Genomic DNA, 19,458 nt, shown 5'->3' with positions numbered 1-19,458 from the left:
AATGCGCCCGCACCGGCCCGGGTTCAAGCAAGCGGATGCTTCGCGCGCCACTAGCCGAGCTATCCACTACGGCCCGGCCGGGGCAAGCCGGGCCAGGGCGCCGCGGCGTCGGCGCTCGCGGACTTGTTCATCAGCGGGCGCTCGACGACGACATAGGCGATCAGTCCGGCGGCGATGCCACCCGCGACCGCGACCGCGAGGGCCAATGGCCCGGGCACGGCGATCCGGGCCATGACCATGATCTCTGCGGGGACGACGACCAGCAGCAGCGGCAGCGCCAACGCGATCAGGACCGAACCGAGCCTTGGCCGCAACCAGTGCCCCCCCGCCATAGGGTGCCGAGCGCGGTCCCGCCAAGAAACCCCAGGACGATCGGATTGCTCCAGAAGCGCAGCGAAACCGCAGTTGGCTGTAGGATCAGACCGGCGAGGGCGACTCCTACGAAGATCGCCGCGAGTGGCGAGAGTTGGAGTCGGCGCGGGACAATCAGTGTGCCGGCGAAAAGCAGGTAGAATAGTGCCTCATAATTGAGCGTCCAGCCGACATCGAGCAGTGGGAAATATGGCCACCCGCCGCCGGATGGGGCCGTGGGGAGGAAGAACAGCGGGGCAAGCAGATACGACGAAGAACAGGTCGAGCGCGAAGCTGGTGATATGGAGGTGAACACCCGCGAGTGGAGCGGCGTGGCCGACGATCACCGCCAGCGCCGCCGCAGCGCGCAGCCATGCGATCGCCGCGAGCTGCCGCCGAAGCGGCGACGCGCCCGTCGGCTGCGCTTTCTCCATTCTCGTCACCTCGGCCGCGCAGGGATCACCGGTGGCACGGCAGCGCGAGGGCGAACGTCAAACACTGGCAGGAACCGGCGATCCGGCGACGTGGCGACGTTGGCGGAGCACGATCAGCAAGGGCCGCTCGAGCAGCCAGTATCCGGCCAGACCGGCGGCCAAACCGGCGATCGCGAGAGTTGCGAGCGAGGACGCGCCGGTCATGCCGAACCGCGCGAGCACCAGTCCGGCAACGAAGATCGCGGGTTTGTGCCACAAATAAATCGAATAGCTCGCATCGCCCAGTCCCGACAGCCAGCGACTGTGCATTGCGCCGCCCCCCGCGATCAACAAGGCTCCGGCCAGCACCATGGCCGCGGGCAGCGCACTCAAGGCGCGCAGGTCCAGGTGCATCGAAGCGGGCAACAATGCAGCGCCACTCATGATCAGTTTGAGGGTCAGCGGTGCGCCGACCAGCGCCAGCGCCCACCCCAGCCGGGGCCGGCGCACCCAGCCGCCTCTCCACCAGCGCGCCAACCATGCACCCGCGAGAAATTCCAGGATGATCGGCCCGCTCCAGAAGGCCAGGGCCGCCGATCCTGGCCTAGCCCACTGACCCGCCGTCACCGCCATTACGAACAGCATGGTCAGCAGCGGCAGGCGCCATCGCGCGACGACGAACAGCGACACCGCGAACGCGACGTAGAACGCCATCTCGTAATTCAGGGTCCACCCGAGCTCGAGCACCGGGAAGTGATAACTGCCCGAATGCCGCGACGCGACCGGAATGAAGAGTAGCGAGCCAAGCAGGTGGCCGAGGTCTGGCGGGGGGCCGCCGGCTGCGATCCGTAGCAGCACCCAGGCCAGCGTAGCGATCCAGTATAGCGGTACCACCCGCATCACCCGATCGCGCAGGAAGGGGCCGGGACGCGAGTGCGCGTCGGTGATCGCTACCATCAAGAAGCCGCTGATGACGAAGAACAGATCGACGCCCAGCGCGAAGAGGTGAAGCTGAAAGCCGCTCGCCTGGCCCGCATGGAAGATCAGCACGGCGATCGCGGCCAGCGCGCGCAGATATTGTAACGCATGCAGTCGCGGTCGCGACGGCGCGGGCGTCACGGGTCTCGCAGGCCGATGCCGATCGCGGCGCGGGCGGCCTCGGCTTCGCTCGAAACAACCGGATAGGCGCAGTAATCGGCAGCGTAATAGGCGGACGGGCGATGATTACCCGACCAGCCGACGCCACCGAACGGCGCGTTGGAGGGCGCGCCATTGGTGGGGCGGTTCCAGTTGACGACGCCTGCGCGGATGCCGGCCCAGAAGCGGTCGTAGAGAGCTGGCGTCTGAGAGATCAGCGAGGCGGCCAGGCCGTAGCGGGTCGCGTTCGCCTCCTCGATCGCCTCGTCGAAATCGTGCGCACGAAACACTTGCAGGATCGGGCCGAACAGCTCGGCATCGGGCCGGTCAGGCATGTCGGTGACGTCGATCATCGCCGGTGACAGGAACGGCAGGTCGGGATCGCTCCGCACCAGGTGCCGGATGACGCGACCGCCGCGCGTGAGCAGGCCGACAAACCCGTCCTGCAGCCCGTCGGCGGCGGGATTGTCGATCACCGGACCCATGAAGGGCTGTGGATCGTCGTGCGGTGCGCCGACGATCAGCCGACCGGCGAGCTTGTCGATCGCGGCGACGAGCGGGTCGTAGAGCGCGTCTTGCACGATCAGCCGGCGCGCGGCGGTGCAGCGCTGGCCGGCGCTGGTGAAGGCGGATTGCACCACGATCGTGGCGGCGGTGTCGACGTCGGGCGTGTCCCAGACGACGATCGGGTTGTTGCCGCCCATTTCGAGCGCGAGGATCTTCTCCGGCTTGTTCGCAAAAGCGCGGTTGAGCGCCAGGCCCGTACGCGCGGAGCCGGTGAAGAGCAGGCCGTCTATGCCGGGGTGCTCGGCCAGCGCCTTGCCGGCCGCCGGACCGCCGATGACGAGGCGCATGCATTCGGCGGGGACGCCGGCGGCATGATAGCACTCGACTAGGAACGCGCCCGTCGCGGGCGTCTTTTCCGACGGTTTGAAGACGACGGCATTGCCGGCGAGCAGGGCGGGGACGGTGTGGCCATTGGGCAGGTGCGCGGGAAAATTATACGGGCCGAGCACCGCGAGCACGCCGTGCGGCTTGTGACGCACGGACGTGCGCGCGCCCATCGGCGAGTCGAGCCGGCGCTGGGCGGTGCGCTCGGCATAGGCGCTGACGGAGATATCGACCTTGGCGACGACCGAGTCGATCTCGGTCTTGGCCTCCCACAGCGGCTTGCCGGTCTCGCGCGCGATCAGGTCGGCGAACGCATCGGCGCGGGCGCGCACGGTGTTGGCGAAGCGGCGCAGCGTTTCGATGCGGAACGCGACCGGGCGCGCGGCCCAGCCGGCCCAGCCGGCGCGCGCGGCCGCTACCTCTTCGTCAACGTCGCCGACCGGGGAACGCCAAAGCAGCGCGCCGGTCGCGGGTTCGTGGGAAAGGAGCTCTTCGGCCATGGGTGGGGCGGTATTGCCGGTGTGCGGTGGCGGGGGCAAGCTTCTCCTCCCCCGCTTTCCGGGCGAGGGGGACCCCGCAGAGCGGGGGAGGAGATTAGGCCAGCGCCTCGCCCATCATGCGGATCGCCACGACCTTCGCCTCCAGCAGCGACCAATCGTCATGCTCGGCGATGCCCGACCAGATCGTCTCCACCTCATCGATCAGCATCGAGCAGGGTTCGCCCGACCAATAAGCGTGGGCGCGGGCCTTGCGGGGTGCGCACAAGGCGAGCGCGGTGCGCAGCCCGGTCCACTCCTCGCCATACCCGGCGGGCAACTCGCCGCCGAACACGTCGTGAAAGAATCGGTCGAGCTCCACGCCCGTCTTCCGCAGCGCGGATTCGGTGGCGCGGGCGAGGTCGCGATCGCCTGCCTCGTCGCGTGGCGAGACTCCCAGCCGCCACAGCAGCGCATCCGCCATTGCGGTCTGGAAGCGCGGGCCGAATGTATCGAGCACCGCGATCAGCGGCGGGCTGTCGACCAGCAGGCGCAGGGAGGCCGCGAGCTGCGAGACGTTCCAGCCGATCGCCTCCGGCTGGCGGCCGAAGGCGTAGAGCCCCTGATGATCGAAATAGGCGGCGGTAAAGCCGGGGTCCCAGGTCGGGGCGAACCGCCACGGCCCGTAGTCGAAGCTTTCGCCCGTGACGTTGATGTTGTCGGTGTTGAGCACCCCGTGGACGAAGCCCGCAGCCATGTAGCGGGCGGCGAGCGTTGCGGTGTGGCCGATGACGAGGTCGAGCAGGCGGACGGGATCGTCACCTTCCTCGCCGTAGAGGTTGCGCAGGACATAGCCGGTGAGCCGGCGCATGTTCTCCTCGTCGCGTTCGTAGGCGAGGCGCTGGAACGTGCCGATGCGGATGTGACTGTGGCTCAAGCGAACGAGCACGGCGGAGCGGGTAGGGGAGGGCTCGTCGCCGCGGTCGAGTGCTTCGCCCGTCTCGATCAGCGACAGCGTTCGGCTGGTGGGGACGCCCAGCGCCTCCAGCATCTCGGTCGCGAGGATCTCGCGCACGCCGCCCTTCAGCGTCAGTCGTCCGTCCCCGAAGCGGCTGTGGGGGGTCCTGCCCGACCCCTTCGTGCCGAGGTCCATCAGCCGGTCCGCGTCGTCGTGCATCTGCGCGAAGGTGAAGCCGCGACCGTCGCCGATATCGGGATTGTAATTGCGGAACTGGTGGCCGTGATAGCGGAGCGCCAGCGGCTGCGGGAGCGTGCCGGGCAGTGGCTGGAAGCGGCCGAAATGGGCGAGCCAGTCTGACTCGGTCAGGGCGTTGAGGCCGATTTGCGCGGCGGCGCGATCGTTGCGGAACCGGAGCCGCGTCTCCGGAAAGTCGGCGGCGGCGACCGGGTCCCAGAACTCGGGGCCGAGTTCGAGGAGCGCCGTGGCGGGTCGATACGCTTGCGAGGAAAGCTGCATGCGGCGATATGGGGGAGTGGGGGAGCGCGGCGCAACCATGGGCGTGTTTGAGGACCGGTTCGTCACGGCCGCCGACGGAACGTTGCTGCACGCGCGTGAGTATCCCGGTGACGAAGGTGGGCTGCCGGTGGTGTGCCTGCCCGGACTGACGCGGAATTGCCGCGACTTCGAAGCTCTGGCCGAGCGGGTCGCGGGCGACCGGCGGGTGGTGGCGATCGACCTGCGCGGTCGGGGCGGCAGCGGGCGTGCGGAGGACTGGGCAAGCTATGCGCCCGCCACCTATGCCGCCGATGTGGTCGCGATGCTTGATGCGCTTGAGGTGGGGCGGTTCGTGGCGGTGGGCACGTCGTTGGGCGGGATCGTGGCGATGATGATGGCGCAAGCGGAGCCGGGGCGGCAGGCGGGCGCGGTGCTCAACGACATCGGGCCGGAGATCGAGGCGGCGGGGCTGCAGCGCATCCGCGGCTATGTCGGCAAGGCGTCGAGCCACCCGACATGGCTGCACGCCGCGCGCGCGTTGGCCGAAGCAAACAGCGACGTTTACCCCGATTGGACGCTGCCGGACTGGCTCGCCATGGCCAAGCGGCTGTATCGGCTGACCGCCAAGGGCAAGATCAAGCTCGATTACGACCACCGCATCGCCGAGCCGTTCCGGCAGACGGGGGGAGAGGCGCCGGCCGATCTGTGGCCGGCGTTGACGGCGCTGGCCGACACCCCGGTGCTGCTAGTGCGCGGGGCGCTGTCCGACGTGCTGTCGGAGACGACAGCGGCGCGGATGATGCAGGCGCTGCCGCAGGGAGAGCTGGTGACGGTGCCGCGTGTCGGGCACGCGCCGACGCTGGACGAGGCCGAGGCGGTCGCGGGTATCGACCGGCTGCTGGCGCGGGTGTCGTGACGGGATTCCCCTTCGACGCGCTGGTCTTCACGCCTCACGATGTTGACCTCGCGCGCTCCCCGCTGGCGGGGAAGGTGGATGCCGAGACCTATGTGCTGGGCGCGTTCAACCCCGGGCTGACGCGACTGCCGAGCGGCAACCTGCTGATGATGGTGCGGGTGGCGGAGGCGCTGCGCACGCCGCGCTGGGATGGGCATGTCCATTCGATGCGCTGGGCGGATGGCGCCTGCCACCTCGACGCCTGGCCGCTCCAGCTGGTCGATACCGCCGATCCGCGCGCGGTGGTGATGGCGGGCGGCGGGTGGAAGGTGGCGGCGCTGACCAGCCTGTCCTGGCTGCTGCCGGTCGAGCTGTCGCCCGACGGCCGGCATGTGACGGCGGTGCATTACGACCGCGCCATCGCGCCGGCCGAATCGTATCAATGCTATGGGATCGAGGACGCGCGGATCAGCAAGGTGGGCGAGCGCTGGCTTATGACGACCTGTTCGGTCAGCCCGGAGCGGCAGTGCACGACGCTGTACACCAGCCACGACGCGCTTGACTGGCGGCTCGAAGGCATCGTGCTCGATCACCAGAACAAGGACATGCTGATCTTTCCCGGCCTGATCGGCGGGGAATATTGGGCGCAGACCCGACCGCTGGGCGACGGCTATTTCGCCTATCCGCCGGGCAGCCAATGGCGCGCCGGGCCGTCGATCAACCTCGCGCGCTCCCCCGATGCGCTGCACTGGAAGCCGCACGATCGGCCCGGCATCAGGCCGCACGCGGGGACGGTCTCGACCGCCCGCATGGGCGGCGGCGCCCCGCCCGTGCTGACGCCCGATGGCTGGCTGTCGTTGTGGCATGGGGTGGAGCCGTCAGGCACGGTGGGGATCTACCGCACCTATTGGACGCTGCTCGACCGGGACGATCCGAGCGTGACGCTGGCGACCGGGCACACACCGCTGCTTGAGCCCGCGCCGTCGCTGACCGATCCGCTGGCCGATCGGATGTACGTGTCCGACGTGGTCTTCACGACCGGGCTGGTCGACGGCGGCGATCATTGGATCGTGGCGAGCGGCGAAGCGGACCTGGCGTGCCGGATCACGCATGTGCCGAAGGACTCGATCGGCTGACAACCGCAGGCGTGACGCGACGGCGCGGGCGCGCTAGTCGCCACCGCCATGCCCGCGCCCGTCCGCATCCTGCATCTGCACTCCTCGTTCGATCTGGGCGGCAAGGAGGCGCGGAGCGTTCGGCTGATGGGCGCCTGGGGCGATCGGGCGCGGCACACGATCGTCTCCGGCGTCCCCGACGCGCTTGGTGCGCGCGACGCGATCCCGGCGGGGGTGGCGTACGAGGTCGCGCAGGACCCCCCGCCGCTGACGGGCAGGCCGTCGGTCGCGCGATACGAGGCGATCGCGCGGTTCATGCGGCGCTTCGACCTGGTGCTGACGTACAATTGGGGCGCGATCGACGGAGTGATGGCGCGGCGGGCCTTTGCAAAGGACGCACCGCCGGTCGTGCATCACGAGGACGGGTTCAATGCCGACGAGGCGGGTGGGCTGAAGCGCCAGCGCAATGTGTACCGCCGCATCGCGCTGGCCGCCGCGCACGCGCTGGTGGTGCCGTCGCAGACGCTGGAGCGGATCGCGCTCGATATCTGGAAGCAGCCGCGCGGGCGCGTCCACCGGATTGTAAATGGCATCCCGGTCGCAGCCTATGCAGCGCCGGTCGCGGGCGCGATTCCGGGGCTGAGCCGCAATTCCGGCGAGGTGGTGATCGGCGCGCTCGCCGGCCTGCGCGCGGTCAAGGACCTGCCGATGCTGGTGCGCGCGGTTGGTGGGCTGGCGGGCAAGGTGCGGCTGGTGATCGTCGGCGAAGGCCCCGAACGTGGAGCGATCGAAGGCGCAGCCGAGGCAATGGGACTGAGCGACAGGTTGGTACTGCCGGGATTTCTGTCCTCCCCGCATCGGTTCGTCGGACTGTTCGACGTGCTGGCGCTGTCCTCTCTGTCCGAGCAATTCCCAATCTCGGTCGTGGAAGCAATGGCGGCGGGGCTGCCGATCGCCGCACCTGCGGTCGGCGACGTGTACGCGATGGTGGCGGCCGAGAACCGGCCCTACATCATCCCCACACCCAACGAGGTGTTCCTTCGGGACGCACTGCACGCGCTGGTCAGCGATCCGGCGCTGCGCCGCAGCGTTGGCGCCGCCAATCAGCGGCGCGCGCAGGCCGAGTATGATGAGGGGCTGATGGTCGCGCGCTATCGCGATCTCTACGAGGCCGCGCTTGGGCGGCCGGGTGCGCTCAGCGGCTGAGGCAGGTTAGTATCGCGTTGCCGCAACCTTTGGCTATAAAGCCCGTATCTGCTCCGAAAGGGATTGCTCTCGTGTTCAAAGGCCTGACGCCGATCATGTACGCCGGGCGCGAGGTGTGGCCGCTGGTCGAGGGCGGCAAGGGCGTCGCGGCGACCAACCATGCATCGGCAGGCGCGTGGGCCGCGGCGGGCGGCATCGGAACGGTGTCGGCGGTCAACGCCGACAGCTATGATCCCGAGGGCAAGATCGTCCCGCAGATCTATCGCGCGCTGACCCGGCGCGAGCGGCACGAAGAGCTGGTCCAATACGCGATCGACGGTGCGGTGCAGCAGGTGCAGCGCGCGTGGGACATCGCCGGCGGCAGGGGTGCCATCAACATCAACGTGCTGTGGGAGATGGGTGGGGCGCCGCGCGTGCTGCACGGCGTGCTGGAGCGGACGCGCGGGCTGGTCGCGGGCGTCACCTGTGGTGCGGGCATGCCGTACAAGCTGAGCGAGATCGCCGCGTCGTATCAGGTCAATTATCTACCGATCATCAGTTCGGCGCGAGCCTTTTCGGCATTGTGGAAGCGTGCCTATTCCAAGGCGTCCGAGTGGCTGGCGGCGGTGGTCTATGAGGACCCCTGGCTGGCGGGCGGTCACAACGGGCTGTCCAACGCGGAGAACCCGCTCGAGCCGCAGGATCCCTATCCTCGCGTGAAGGCGTTGCGCGAGACCATGCGAGCAGGCGGCATCTCCGACGCCACGCCCATCGTGATGGCGGGTGGCGTCTGGTATCTGCGCGACTGGGACAATTGGATCGACAATCCCGAGCTGGGGCAGATCGCCTTCCAGTATGGCACCCGGCCGCTCCTGACGCGCGAGAGCCCCATTCCGCAGGACTGGAAGGATCATCTCACCAAGATCGAGCCGGGCGAGGTGCTGTTGCACCGCTTCTCTCCAACCGGCTTCTACTCGTCCGCGGTGCGCAACCCGTTCCTGCGCGCGCTGGAAGCGCGGTCGCAACGGCAGATCGCGTTCTCGACGCAGGAGGCGGGCGACCACGTCTTCCAGCTCGACGTGGGGGTGAAGGGCAAGAACTTCTGGGTGACGCGCAACGACCTGCTCAGCGCGCGCGAATGGTTCGGGCACGGCTTCACCGATGCGCTGAAGACGCCAGACAACACGCTGGTGTTCGTATCGCCGACCGAAAAAGCGGAGATCCGGAAGGACCAGGCGGATTGCATGGGCTGTCTGTCGCAATGCCTGTTCTCAAGCTGGGCTGATACGGAGACCAATTCGACCGGACGGCTTGCCGATCCGCGTTCGTTCTGCATCCAGAAAACGCTGCAGGACATCGCCCATGGCGGCGACATCGAACAGAACCTAATGTTCGCAGGCCACGCCGCATATAATTTCAAACGCGACCCGTTCTACTCAAATGGCTTCGTGCCGACGGTGAAGCAGCTGGTGGACCGCATCCTGACGGGGGATTGAGCGACGGGTTATGAGGTGACGATCAAGTTCGACGACGCGGCCAGTGGGCGGGTGACAGCGGTGACGGGCGAGCAGGCGCAGTTCGCCGATGTCGCGGCGTACGTAAATGATCTGATTCAGCGTGACGCGGAGGAAGCCTTTCACCGGCATCCGGCTGTCATCGCCGAGTTGCGAGCTGCCTTTGCCGTCCCGGATGATGAGGTTCGGCCCTTCGCTCCTGAAGCATCCCGTGAGAGGATGCGGCGCCGGCACGGGTGATGCCGTTATCGATCACCCCGCGAGCGGAGGATCAGCTGGACGGCATCTTCGCGTATGGCGTCGACCGCTGGGGCTTGCGACGGCGACGCGGTACTCGGATGCGATTCTTGTTGCTCTCGAGCGCATCCCCGGGAGGGAAGTCGTCTGGCGGGCTACTCCGCAGGAGCTCGGGTTCCCCGGCTTCCGCTACCGATCAGGACATCACTTCATCTACTGGCGAACATCGGAGGATGCCGTAATCCTCGTTGCGATCCTGCACGAATGCGTGAATCGGGCAGCGCACTTCGAGGACGAGTAGGGCTGATCAGACCCACCCCTCCAGCACCTGATCCGGTGGGCGGTGGTCATCGGCCCACATGCGGATGTTCTGGATGACGCGCTCGCCGGTGGCGAGGCGGCCTTCGTAGGTGGCGCTTCCCATGTGCGGGGTCATGACGACATTCGGCAACGCCAGCAGGCGCGGATCGATGGCGGGTTCGTGCGCCCAGACGTCGAGCCCGGCGCCGGCGAGGCGGCCGTCCTCCAGCGCGGCGACCAGCGCGTCCTCGTCGACAATGCCGCCACGGCTGGTGTTGATGACGTGGACGTGGGGGCGCAGCAGCGCCAGGCGGCGGGCGTCGAGCAGGTTCTCGCTGTCGGCGTTACGTGGGGTATGCAGCGTGAGGATATCGATCTGCGCCAACATCGCGTCGAGGTCGGGATGCCAGGTGGCGGCCAGCTGCGCCTCCAGCACCGCGGGCAAACGGTGGCGGTTGTGATAGTGGATCGACAGCCCGAAAGCGCGCGCGCGCAGCGCGACGGCCTGGCCAATGCGGCCCATCCCGACGATGCCCAGCGCCTTGCCCCCTATGCGGTGGCCAAGCATCCCGCCGGGGCTCCAGCCGGTCCACGCGCCGGAGCGGACCAGCTTCTCGCCCTCCGCCAGCCGGCGCGGGACCGACAGGATCAGCGCCATCGTCACGTCGGCGGTATCCTCCGTCAGCACGCCGGGCGTATTGGTGACGACGATGCCGCGCGCGCGGGCGGCGCGCAGGTCGATATGGTTCACGCCCGCACCGAAATTGGCGATCAGCTTCAGGTTGGGGCCGGCATGGGCGAGCAGCTCGGCGTCGATCGCGTCGGTGACGGTGGGCACCAGCACATCACACCCGGTCACCGCCGCCTGCAACTGTTCGCGGGTGAGGGCGGCATCCGTGCGGTTGTTGGTGGTTTCGAACAACGCCTCCATGCGCGCCATGACCCTGTCGGGCAGCTCGCGGGTGACGACCACCTTGGGGTTGGAGCAGCGGCGCGCGCCGGGGGGGGGCTGGGTCATGGCAATGGCTTGGCGAACCGGCGCAGGGGCGTCAACGGCGCTTGAAGCGTGGCCGATGCCGGGGCAAGGCGGGCGCGAGGAGATGCCGATGCGCGTCATGATCGCCACGCTGGCACTGCTGATCCCCGCCGCGACAATCGCGCAGGAGGCGCAGAAGCCGCCATACTGGGCATCGATCCGGGCGGGGCAGGCGCGGATGCGGACGGGGCCGGCGCGTACCTATCCGGCAAGCTGGCTGTACCGTCGTGCCGACCTGCCGGTGCGCGTCGTCCAGCACTTCAAGGAGTGGCGCAAGGTCGAGGACCCGGACGGAACGCAAGGCTGGATGCAGGCCAATCTGCTCAGCGCCACGCGCACGGGCATGGTGCGTGGCAGCGCGCCGGCCTCGATGCAGGACCGGCCAACCGCGGGCGGGCGGGTGCTGTGGCGGGTCGCGCCGGGCGTGGTGGGTCGGCTGAGCGCGTGCGGCAACGGATGGTGTCGGCTGGACGTGAAGGGGCGGGCGGGGTTCGTGGAACAGGCGGGGCTGTGGGGTGTAGAAGCGGGGGAGAGCCTGCCCTAATTCGGCGCGCCCAAGGTGTAGCTGAGCGCCACTCCGCCGGACAGCTGACCGCGGGAGCCAAAGCCGCGCACCAGCGGCGAACGGGCGGCATCAGCGACGAGGCGGTCGTACCGGGCGTAGCCGGTGACGCCCCAGCGACGGTTGAGCTGACGCAGCGCACCGGCGGTGATGCCGACCGCCTGCACACCGCCGTCTGTGCGAAAGGCGGGGAGGCCGGTGGCGGCGGCGGTTGCGGGCGAGATGCCGAAATAGGCGCGCTGATAGCGGGTGTCGGCCAAGGTCAGGCGCGGGCCGAGCGAGAACAGCCACCTGTCGCGGTCGCGCGCGACGAAATCGGCACTGATCGAGCCGATCAGGCCCTTGTGCCCGCCGATGCCCTTTCGCAGCTCGCCTCGCAGGCGGATGGCGGGGGCGAGGTGATATTGTGCGAACCCGCCTGCCTCGACGGTAAAACCGACCTTGGGCACCGCCACCCCGACATCGCGCGCGGTGCGTTCGCCCTCAAAGCCGAGCGACGGCCCGAACTGAAAGCGGCTGTCGCGCAGGATCGGAAAGCCGAAGCTCTCATCGGGTGCCTCGAACGCGAACACGTCGTCGCCGCGTGCGCGGGAGAACTCCAAGAAGGGACGAACGCTGTAGCTGTCCGCGCCGGGATAACTGGGGACGATCTGTGGTCCGAGCGCCACCCGGGTGCGCAGCCGGGGCTTTGTGTCCTTGGCCACGGCGGGGGCGGCGAGGAGGAGGGCGAGGAGGGCGGCGGTGCGGAGCATGACAAAGCAGTAGACTCGGCCGCGAGGGCCGTCACGGGAGTAAATCCCGTGACGTCGGACGGGTTCGCTGACGCGACCCGCCAGCCGGCCGGCCTCGTCCGTCTCGCGATTAGCTGCGCTACTCGCGTGCGGCCATCAGTTCCACCGCCATCGCGGTCGCCTCGCCGCCGCCGATGCAGAGCGAGGCGATGCCGCGCTTGCCACCGGTGCGCTGCAGCGCGGCGATCAGCGTGGTGAGGATGCGCGCGCCCGACGCGCCGATGGGGTGGCCGAGCGCGGTGGCGCCGCCATGGACGTTGACCTTGTCATGCGCGACGCCGAGGTCCTTCATCCACGCCATCGGCACGCAGGCGAACGCCTCGTTGATCTCATACAGGTCGACCTCATTCGCGCTCCACCCGGTCTTCGCGAGCAGCTTCTTGACCGCTCCGACGGGGGCGGTGGTGAACTTCGACGGCTCCTGCGCATGGGCCGCGTGGGCGACGATGCGGGCGATCGGCGTCAGTCCCTTGGCGGTCGCCACCGACTCGCGCGCGAGCACCAGTGCAGCCGCACCATCCGAGATGGATGACGACGACGCGGCGGTGATCGTGCCGTCCTTGGCGAACGCGGCCTTCAGCGTGCGGAGCTTGGCCGGGTCGCCGCGACCGGGCGCCTCGTCGAGTTCGACCAGCGTGTCGCCCTTGCGACCCTTCACGATGACGCCGACGATCTCCTTGTCGAACGCGCCGCCTTTTTGCGCGGCGAGTGCGCGCGAGAGCGATTCGATCGCGTAGTCATCCTGTGCGTCGCGGGTGAACTGGTATTCGCGCGACGTGTCCTCGGCGAAGGTCCCCATCGCGCGGCCGGCGTCATACGCGTCTTCCAGCCCGTCGAGCATCATGTGGTCGTAGGCGGTGTCGTGGCCAATGCGCGCGCCGGCGCGAAGCTTCTTGAGCAGATAGGGCGCGTTGGACATCGACTCCATTCCGCCCGCGACGACCACGTCGGCGGAGCCGGCGGCGATCATGTCGGTGGCGAAGATGGCGGCCTGCATGCCGGAGCCGCAGACCTTGTTGACGGTGGTCGCCTCGACCGAGGTCGGCAGCCCCGCGCCGATCGCGGCCTGCCTTGCCGGCGCCTGGCCGAGACCGGCGGGGAGGACGCAGCCCATGAAGATCTTGTCGACCTGATCGGGCGCGACACCGGCGCGCTCGACCGCGGCGCGGACAGCGGTGGCGCCGAGTTCGGTCGCGGTCGCACCCGAGAGCGCGCCTTGGAACGCGCCCATCGGCGTGCGGGCGTAGGAAAGGATGACGACAGGATCGGTGGTCATGGCGGTGCTCCGGGAAACCTATGTTGCAGTGCGATGTAAGCGCGCGCGGGGCGGGGGGCAATCGGCGCTCTGTCATGCCGGCCTCAAGCCGGCATCCAGCGAGGTGCCGAGTGCCAGCTCCATGGTTGAGCCGCCGTTCCCGTCGATAACTGGACCCCGGCTCAAGGCCGGGGTGACGAAGTGGATGGAGCGGAGGTTGCCTGGTCGGTAAGGCTGTGGGATGTTGCTGCTTCCCCTCTACCTCGGGATCCTAGGGCTCATCCTCGGCAGCTTCATCGCGACGCTGGTGCTGCGATGGCCCGAGGGGCGATCGGTGATGCGAGGGCGGTCGGCGTGCGACGGATGCGCGCGTGTGCTGAGTGCGTGGGAGCTGGTGCCGCTGGTCAGTGCCGCCGTTCAGCGGGGGCGGTGCCGGGCATGTCGGGGTCGGATCGCGCCGCTGCATTGGCAGGTCGAACTTGCCGCCCTTGCGATCGGCGCAGCGGCGGGGGCGGTCGCCCCGTGGCCGGAGGCGCTGGCGGGCGCAGTGTTCGGGTGGCTGTTGCTGACCTTGGCGGCGCTCGATGTGCGGCACTGGTGGCTGCCCGATCAACTTACCGCCTTGTTGGCGGCCGGCGGGATCGCGTCGGGACTGTTGGGATATGGTCCGGCGCTGGTTGATCGGGCGATCGGTGGCGTGGCGGGGTTCGCGCTGTTGTGGGGGATCGCCTGTGCGTACAAGCGACTGCGCAGGCGCGAGGGGATGGGGGGCGGTGATCCCAAGCTGTTCGCCGGCATCGGGCTGTGGCTCGGCTGGCAGCTGTTGCCCGCTGTGCTGCTGGTCGCGAGCCTGATCGGGCTGGGCGTGGTATTGTTGATGCGCGTCGGTGGCCGAGCGGTGACGGGGGCCGACGCGCTGCCGCTCGGCGCCCTGCTGGCGGCGGCAGCTTACCCGGCGTGGCTGATCATGGTAGCGTCGGTACCATGATAACCGCACTTCTCCTCCAGGCCGCCTTGGGCGCGATCGGCAAGCAGGCGCTGCCCTCGGCTGGGTGCGCCGCGTATCTGTGGAATACCGGCGAGCCGCGCCAGCTGGTGGCGATGGCGACGGCTGAGCCCGGCCTGCTGCGCGTCGCGCTCGACGGCAAGATGCTCGACCTGGCGCGCACGATGGCGGAAGGTGCGGCGGGGCGGGGGCTGGCGGCGGTGTCGCGCTACGCAGCGGGCGATGTGACCGCGTCACTGGAGCTGAGCACGGTCGAGCGGCCCGACCTGCGCGACGGCGCCCTGGCACCCGAGGCGATGCTGACTGTAGAGCGCGTCGGCAAGGACGCGATCGTCATGCCAGTGGCAGGGATGATCGGCTGCCAGCCGGCACGATAGGGATACGAGCATGGACATGATCGCGACCCTGGCCGCGCAGCGCGCCGCCTTTACCGCGGAGCTGCCGGTAACGCTCGCCGTCCGGCGCGACCGGCTGAAGCGGGCGCGGGCGATGATCGTCGCGGGGGCGAGTCGCTTCTGCGAGGCGCTGAGCGAGGATTTCGGGCATCGCAGTCGCGACCAGTCGATGCTGACCGACATCGCCGGCTCGACCGGTCCGATCGACCATGCGCTCAAACATCTGGAGCGGTGGTCGGCGCGCGACAAGCGGCCGGTGCAGTTCCCGCTCGGGCTGCTGGGCGCAAGAGCGTGGGTCGAATATCAGCCCAAGGGCGTGGTCGGCGTGATCGCGCCGTGGAATTTTCCGGTCAATCTGGTGATGGCCCCGCTCGCGGGCATCTTCGCCGCCGGTAATCGCGCGATGGTCAAGACCAGCGAGTTCACCCCGGCAACGGCGGCGCTGTTCGAGGAGCTCAGCCCGGAATTTTTCGCGATCGAGGAATTGGCTTTCGTCAGCGGCGGGCCGGAAGTGGGCAAGGCGTTCGCGGAGCTGCCGTTCGATCACTTGCTATTCACGGGCGCGACGGGGATCGGCCGCCACATCCTGCACGCGGCCGCCGACAATCTGACGCCAGTGACGCTCGAATTGGGGGGCAAATCACCCGCGATCATTGGCCAGGGGGCGGACCTCAAGCAGGCCGGCGAGCGGATTGCGATGGGCAAGATGCTCAACGCCGGCCAAATCTGCCTGGCGCCCGACTACGTCTTGACGCCAGCCGCGCAGGAGGCTGCGGTGTTCGATGCCTTGCGCGCCTCGGCGAGCGCCATGTACCCGACCGTGCTTGCCAACCCCGATTATACATCGGTGGTCAACGACCGACACCACCAGCGGCTGCACGACTGGCTCGACGACGCGCGCGCCAAGGGCGCGAGCGTCGAGGTGGTGAACCCGGCAAACGAGGATTTCGGCGGCTCGAACAGCCGAAAAATGCCGCTCCATATCGTCCGCGACGTGACCGACGACATGATCCTGATGCAGGAGGAGATATTCGGTCCGGTGCTGCCGATCGTCAAATATGATGGCATCGATGGTGCGATCGACCGGGTCAACCGCGGCCCAAGGCCGCTGGGGCTGTACTATTTCGGGCCGGATAAGGCCGAGCGGCGTCGTGTGCTGGACCGGACGATCTCGGGTGGGGTGACGCTGGACGACGTGGTGTTCCACGTCTCGATGGAGGAGCTGCCGTTCGGCGGCGTCGGACCCTCGGGGATGGGCGCATATCATGGCCGCGACGGGTTCCGCACGTTCAGCCATGCCAAGGCGGTGTTCAAGCAGTCGCGCATCGACGTGGCGAAGCTCGCGGGGCTGAAGCCGCCTTATGGTGCAAAACTTCGTAAAACTGTCGCAAAACAGATCGGAGTTAGAGAACCAAGTGCCTGAAAAGGCGTAGCGTCAAGCGGGGCGGGCCGTATACGGGGCTCCACGAAGGGGTTGTTGATTGCGCGTGTACGGCTTCTCCCGCCGCCGTGGCTGGCTCGGGTTGGCATTCCTGCTGACGCCGCCCGTCTTTGGGCCAGCGCTCGCGCAGCTGGCGAAGCCCGGGACCGCGCCCGCGCAGGGGCCGAGCGCGCCTGAACCCAAGCCGACGGCTACGCCCGCTCCCGGCAGCGTCGAGGGCGAAGCTTCGATCATTTCGGACGCGGAGCTGGAGGCGGCGCTGCCGCAGCTGGTGCCGACCCTGTCCGACGATATCAACGCGCCGCTGGAGCCGATCACGCCTGCCGCTCCCACGATCGCGGCACCCGCCACGCCGATCGCGACGGGTGACACGCTGCCGACGATCACACCGGAAGACCCGCAGCTCGCCGCGCCCCTGTCGCCGATCGGCACCTTCGACACGACACCGCTGGCGACTGCCGTCGACCTGCAGGACACGGACGCGCCGGAAGTGCGCTACGCGACCGAGATCAAGGGGCTCGCAGACGTCGGACTGGAAGCACAGTGGAAGGCGTTGTCGGCACTGCGCGACGGCGGCGGCAAGGCGGCCAATTCGGTGCAGGTGTCGGCGCGGGCCAAGGAGGACGAGGCGCTCGCGATCCGGCTGCTCAAGAGCCTGGGCTATTACGACGCGACGGCGATTTCGGTGATCGAGGCGGTGCCGAATACGCCGGGTACGCCGACGCGGTTTCTCGCGCGGGTCACGGCGACGCCGGGGCGGCTGTATACGCTGTCGTCGGTGGCGTTGCAGGCCGACCCGGTGACACCGTCCGACCTGCTGACGAGCAACTTCGCCTTGAAGGCGGGCGATCCAATCGAGGCGGCGCGCGTGCAGGGTGCGGAAGCCAACCTGCAGCTGGTGCTGCCGCAGCGGGGCTATCCGTTCGTTGAGATCGGCGAGCGAGACATACTGCTCGACGACGCGACCCCGACGGGCGCCTACACGCTGCCGGTGACGACGGGTCCGCGTGCGAGCTTCGGTGAGCTGACCACCGCGGGCGATCCGGTGTTCGATCTAAAGCACCTCAATGTCTTCCCGCGCTTCGACGGCGGCGACCTGTACGACAGCCGGCTGACCGACGACCTGCGCGATGCGCTGGTGGCGACGGGGCTGTTCTCGACGCTGGCGGTGGAGCCGGTGCGGACCGGGCGGGTCAACCCGGACGGGACCGAAGCGGTCGACCTGCTGGTGCGCCAGACCAAGGGGCCGGATCGCTCGCTCGCGGGAACGGCGGGCTATTCGACCGGGCAGGGCTTCCGGATTGAAGGCAGCTTCACGCACCGCAACCTGTTCCCGCCAGAGGGCGCGCTGATCGCCAGCGCCGTCGCGGGCACGCAGGAACAGGGGCTTTCGGGCACGTTCCGTCGGTCCAATGCCGGGCGGCGAGACCGGACGTTCACCGCGATCGCGTCCGCCAATCGGTCGAACTACGACGCGTTCGAGGCGTTCACCGGCACGCTGGGCGTGCGGTGGAGCTATGACTCGACGCCGATCTGGCAGAAGCGGATCACCTATTTCTACGGTGCGGAGCTGGTCGGCACCAACGAAAGCGTGTTCGACTTTGCGCGCAACGAGCGGGTGCGGCGGACCTATGGCATCGCCGCGCTGCCGGGTCAGATCCAGTGGGATACCTCCGACGATCTGCTCAATCCCACCAAGGGTTATCGCCTAAAGCTGAACGCCAGCCCGGAAACCGCGGTGCAGGGCGGGGTTAAGCCCTATGCGCGGCTGCTGGCGGAGGGCACGGTCTATTACCCGATCAACGATCGCCTGGTGATCGCGGGTCGCGCACGTGCCGGGTCGATCCTGGGCATCGCGCGTGACGATTTGGCACCTTCGCGACGCTATTACGGCGGCGGCGGCGGATCGGTGCGCGGCTACGGCTATCAGCGGCTCGGGCCGTTCGAGCCCGTTTCGTCGTTGAAACCTAACGAAAAGGGCGAGTTCGATCTCGCAGATTTGCGCCCCGTGGGTGGGCGCAGCCTGACCGAGTTCGCGGTCGAGGCGCGCTATCGGTTCGGGAACTTCGGGATCGTGCCGTTCATCGATGCGGGCAACAGCTATGAAGGAATGGTGCCAAGTGTCTCAAACCTAAAGATCGGTGCCGGGATCGGCGGGCGCTTCTATACCAATTTCGGGCCGTTCAGGATCGACGTGGCGACGCCGCTCAATCCGCGCGCAGGCGATAGCAAGATCGCGCTGTACATCTCCATCGGGCAGGCATTCTGATGGCCGACGACGCTGTCGCGGTCGAACGCCGCCGCCCGTTGTGGCTCAGCATCCTGAAATGGGTGGGCATCGCGCTGGCGTCCATCGTCGTGTTGCTGCTGGCGGTTGTGTTCGGGATCAATACCGATCCGGGCCGGCGCTTCGTGGCGGATCAGCTGGGCGGCTATTCGACCGCAACGGGGCTGAACATCAAGGTGGGGCGGATCGACGGTTCGCTCTACGGCAAGATGACGCTGTCCGACGTCCGCGTGTCCGATCCCAAGGGCGTGTTCCTAACGAGCCCGCGCATGGCGGTCGACTGGCGGCCGTTCGCGTTCGCGCGCAATCATATCGACGTGCGCAGCCTCGATACCGAGCTGGTGACGCTGTCGCGGCGGCCCGAGCTCATCCCGGTGCCGGTCGACCCCAACGCGCCGATCCTGCCCGATCTGGACATCGACGTCGACCGGCTGCGCATCGCGCGGCTGGTGATTGCGCCGCTTGTGACGGGGCAGCAGCATGTGCTGCAGATCGACGGCACGGCGCACATCGCGGACCGCCGCGCGCAGATCACCGCCGATGCAGTGGCGTTGCGGGCGGCAGGCGTGGCGGGGGGCGACCGGCTGCGGCTGAAGCTGGACGCAGTGCCCGATGACGACAAGCTGGAGGTGGACCTGAAGCTGGCCGCGCCGGTCGGCGGGCTGGTCGCGACGATGGGTGGATTGACCAAGCCGCTGACCGCGACGGTGGACGG

18 protein-coding genes and 1 pseudogene are annotated in these 19,458 nt (G+C 68.5%); 11 read left to right on the top strand and 8 right to left on the bottom strand.

All coding sequences use genetic code 11. The annotated features are described in order from the left end of the window. Nucleotides 1-59: 59 nt before the first annotated feature. The 5 genes from JWN21_RS12420 to JWN21_RS12400 all read right to left on the bottom strand — a co-directional run bounded on the left by JWN21_RS12420 (nucleotide 60) and on the right by JWN21_RS12400 (nucleotide 4,745). The gene (locus tag JWN21_RS12420) at nucleotides 60-314 is read right to left on the bottom strand and encodes a hypothetical protein (protein ID WP_299650552.1); all 255 of its coding nucleotides are present in this window, start codon (nucleotides 312-314) and stop codon (nucleotides 60-62) included. Between the two features lie 207 nt (nucleotides 315-521). Continuing rightward, a complete protein-coding gene (locus JWN21_RS12415) occupies nucleotides 522-785 on the bottom strand; it encodes a hypothetical protein (protein ID WP_299650549.1) in 264 nt (87 codons plus the stop codon). Between the two features lie 57 nt (nucleotides 786-842). After that, entirely contained in the window at nucleotides 843-1,883 is a 1,041-nt protein-coding gene (locus JWN21_RS12410) for an acyltransferase (RefSeq protein ID WP_299650546.1), read from the bottom strand. Beyond that, entirely contained in the window at nucleotides 1,880-3,292 is a 1,413-nt protein-coding gene (astD, locus tag JWN21_RS12405) for a succinylglutamate-semialdehyde dehydrogenase (protein ID WP_299650543.1), read from the bottom strand. The genes JWN21_RS12410 and astD overlap by 4 nt, the downstream gene beginning before the upstream one ends. 94 nt (nucleotides 3,293-3,386) lie before the next feature. After that, nucleotides 3,387-4,745, bottom strand: a complete 1,359-nt coding sequence (locus JWN21_RS12400) for a protein adenylyltransferase SelO family protein (protein WP_299650540.1) — start codon at nucleotides 4,743-4,745, stop codon at nucleotides 3,387-3,389. A gap of 37 nt (nucleotides 4,746-4,782) precedes the next feature. On the opposite strand from JWN21_RS12400, the gene JWN21_RS12395 reads away from it, so the two are divergent. The 5 genes from JWN21_RS12395 (at nucleotide 4,783) to JWN21_RS12375 (ending at nucleotide 9,673) form a co-directional block, all read left to right on the top strand. Next, nucleotides 4,783-5,640: an alpha/beta hydrolase gene (locus JWN21_RS12395; protein WP_299650537.1), complete on the top strand. Its 858-nt coding sequence runs from the start codon at nucleotides 4,783-4,785 to the stop codon at nucleotides 5,638-5,640. After that, nucleotides 5,637-6,755 (top strand): glycosidase, encoded by a 1,119-nt coding sequence (locus tag JWN21_RS12390; protein ID WP_299650534.1) that lies wholly within the window; start codon nucleotides 5,637-5,639, stop codon nucleotides 6,753-6,755. Before JWN21_RS12395 ends, JWN21_RS12390 begins: the two co-directional genes overlap by 4 nt. A gap of 48 nt (nucleotides 6,756-6,803) precedes the next feature. Next, on the top strand, nucleotides 6,804-7,940 hold the full coding sequence (locus tag JWN21_RS12385) for a glycosyltransferase (protein ID WP_299650531.1): 1,137 nt from the start codon (nucleotides 6,804-6,806) through the stop codon (nucleotides 7,938-7,940). Between the two features lie 71 nt (nucleotides 7,941-8,011). Continuing rightward, entirely contained in the window at nucleotides 8,012-9,415 is a 1,404-nt protein-coding gene (locus JWN21_RS12380; protein ID WP_299650529.1) for a nitronate monooxygenase, read from the top strand. Nucleotides 9,416-9,430: 15 nt separating this feature from the next. Beyond that, a complete protein-coding gene (locus JWN21_RS12375; RefSeq protein WP_299650526.1) occupies nucleotides 9,431-9,673 on the top strand; it encodes a hypothetical protein in 243 nt (80 codons plus the stop codon). 304 nt (nucleotides 9,674-9,977) lie between these two features. Here JWN21_RS12375 and JWN21_RS12370 read toward each other — a convergent pair whose 3' ends face one another. Further along, nucleotides 9,978-10,988 (bottom strand): D-glycerate dehydrogenase, encoded by a 1,011-nt coding sequence (locus tag JWN21_RS12370; RefSeq protein WP_299650523.1) that lies wholly within the window; start codon nucleotides 10,986-10,988, stop codon nucleotides 9,978-9,980. Between the two features lie 97 nt (nucleotides 10,989-11,085). Between JWN21_RS12370 and JWN21_RS12365 the strand changes: the two genes are divergently transcribed. After that, on the top strand, nucleotides 11,086-11,550 hold the full coding sequence (locus tag JWN21_RS12365; protein ID WP_299650620.1) for an SH3 domain-containing protein: 465 nt from the start codon (nucleotides 11,086-11,088) through the stop codon (nucleotides 11,548-11,550). Here JWN21_RS12365 and JWN21_RS12360 read toward each other — a convergent pair. Together JWN21_RS12360 and JWN21_RS12355 are read right to left on the bottom strand one after the other, a co-directional pair. After that, a complete protein-coding gene (locus JWN21_RS12360; RefSeq protein ID WP_299650520.1) occupies nucleotides 11,547-12,320 on the bottom strand; it encodes a MipA/OmpV family protein in 774 nt (257 codons plus the stop codon). The genes JWN21_RS12365 and JWN21_RS12360 overlap by 4 nt on opposite strands. A gap of 118 nt (nucleotides 12,321-12,438) precedes the next feature. Next, a complete protein-coding gene (locus JWN21_RS12355; RefSeq protein ID WP_299650517.1) occupies nucleotides 12,439-13,635 on the bottom strand; it encodes an acetyl-CoA C-acyltransferase in 1,197 nt (398 codons plus the stop codon). Between the two features lie 220 nt (nucleotides 13,636-13,855). Here JWN21_RS12355 and JWN21_RS12350 point away from each other — a divergent pair, with 220 nt between their 5' ends. From JWN21_RS12350 to JWN21_RS12330, 5 genes and pseudogenes are all read left to right on the top strand, one after another. After that, the gene (locus JWN21_RS12350; protein ID WP_299650514.1) at nucleotides 13,856-14,602 is read left to right on the top strand and encodes an A24 family peptidase; all 747 of its coding nucleotides are present in this window, start codon (nucleotides 13,856-13,858) and stop codon (nucleotides 14,600-14,602) included. Then, nucleotides 14,599-14,997, top strand: a complete 399-nt coding sequence (locus JWN21_RS12345) for a hypothetical protein (protein ID WP_299650512.1) — start codon at nucleotides 14,599-14,601, stop codon at nucleotides 14,995-14,997. The genes JWN21_RS12350 and JWN21_RS12345 overlap by 4 nt, the downstream gene beginning before the upstream one ends. Nucleotides 14,998-15,007: 10 nt before the next feature. Continuing rightward, a complete protein-coding gene (locus tag JWN21_RS12340; protein ID WP_299650510.1) occupies nucleotides 15,008-16,438 on the top strand; it encodes a coniferyl aldehyde dehydrogenase in 1,431 nt (476 codons plus the stop codon). 64 nt (nucleotides 16,439-16,502) lie between these two features. After that, the gene (locus JWN21_RS12335) at nucleotides 16,503-18,725 is read left to right on the top strand and encodes an autotransporter assembly complex family protein (RefSeq protein WP_299650617.1); all 2,223 of its coding nucleotides are present in this window, start codon (nucleotides 16,503-16,505) and stop codon (nucleotides 18,723-18,725) included. Continuing rightward, nucleotides 18,725-19,458: pseudogene (locus tag JWN21_RS12330) on the top strand (hypothetical protein); the annotation flags it as partial. The gene JWN21_RS12335 and the pseudogene JWN21_RS12330, both read left to right, overlap by 1 nt.

Source organism: Sphingomonas bacterium, from assembly GCF_028292945.1.
Lineage (GTDB): Bacteria > Pseudomonadota > Alphaproteobacteria > Sphingomonadales > Sphingomonadaceae > Sphingomonas.
This window is presented reverse-complemented; position numbering and strand designations above follow the sequence as displayed.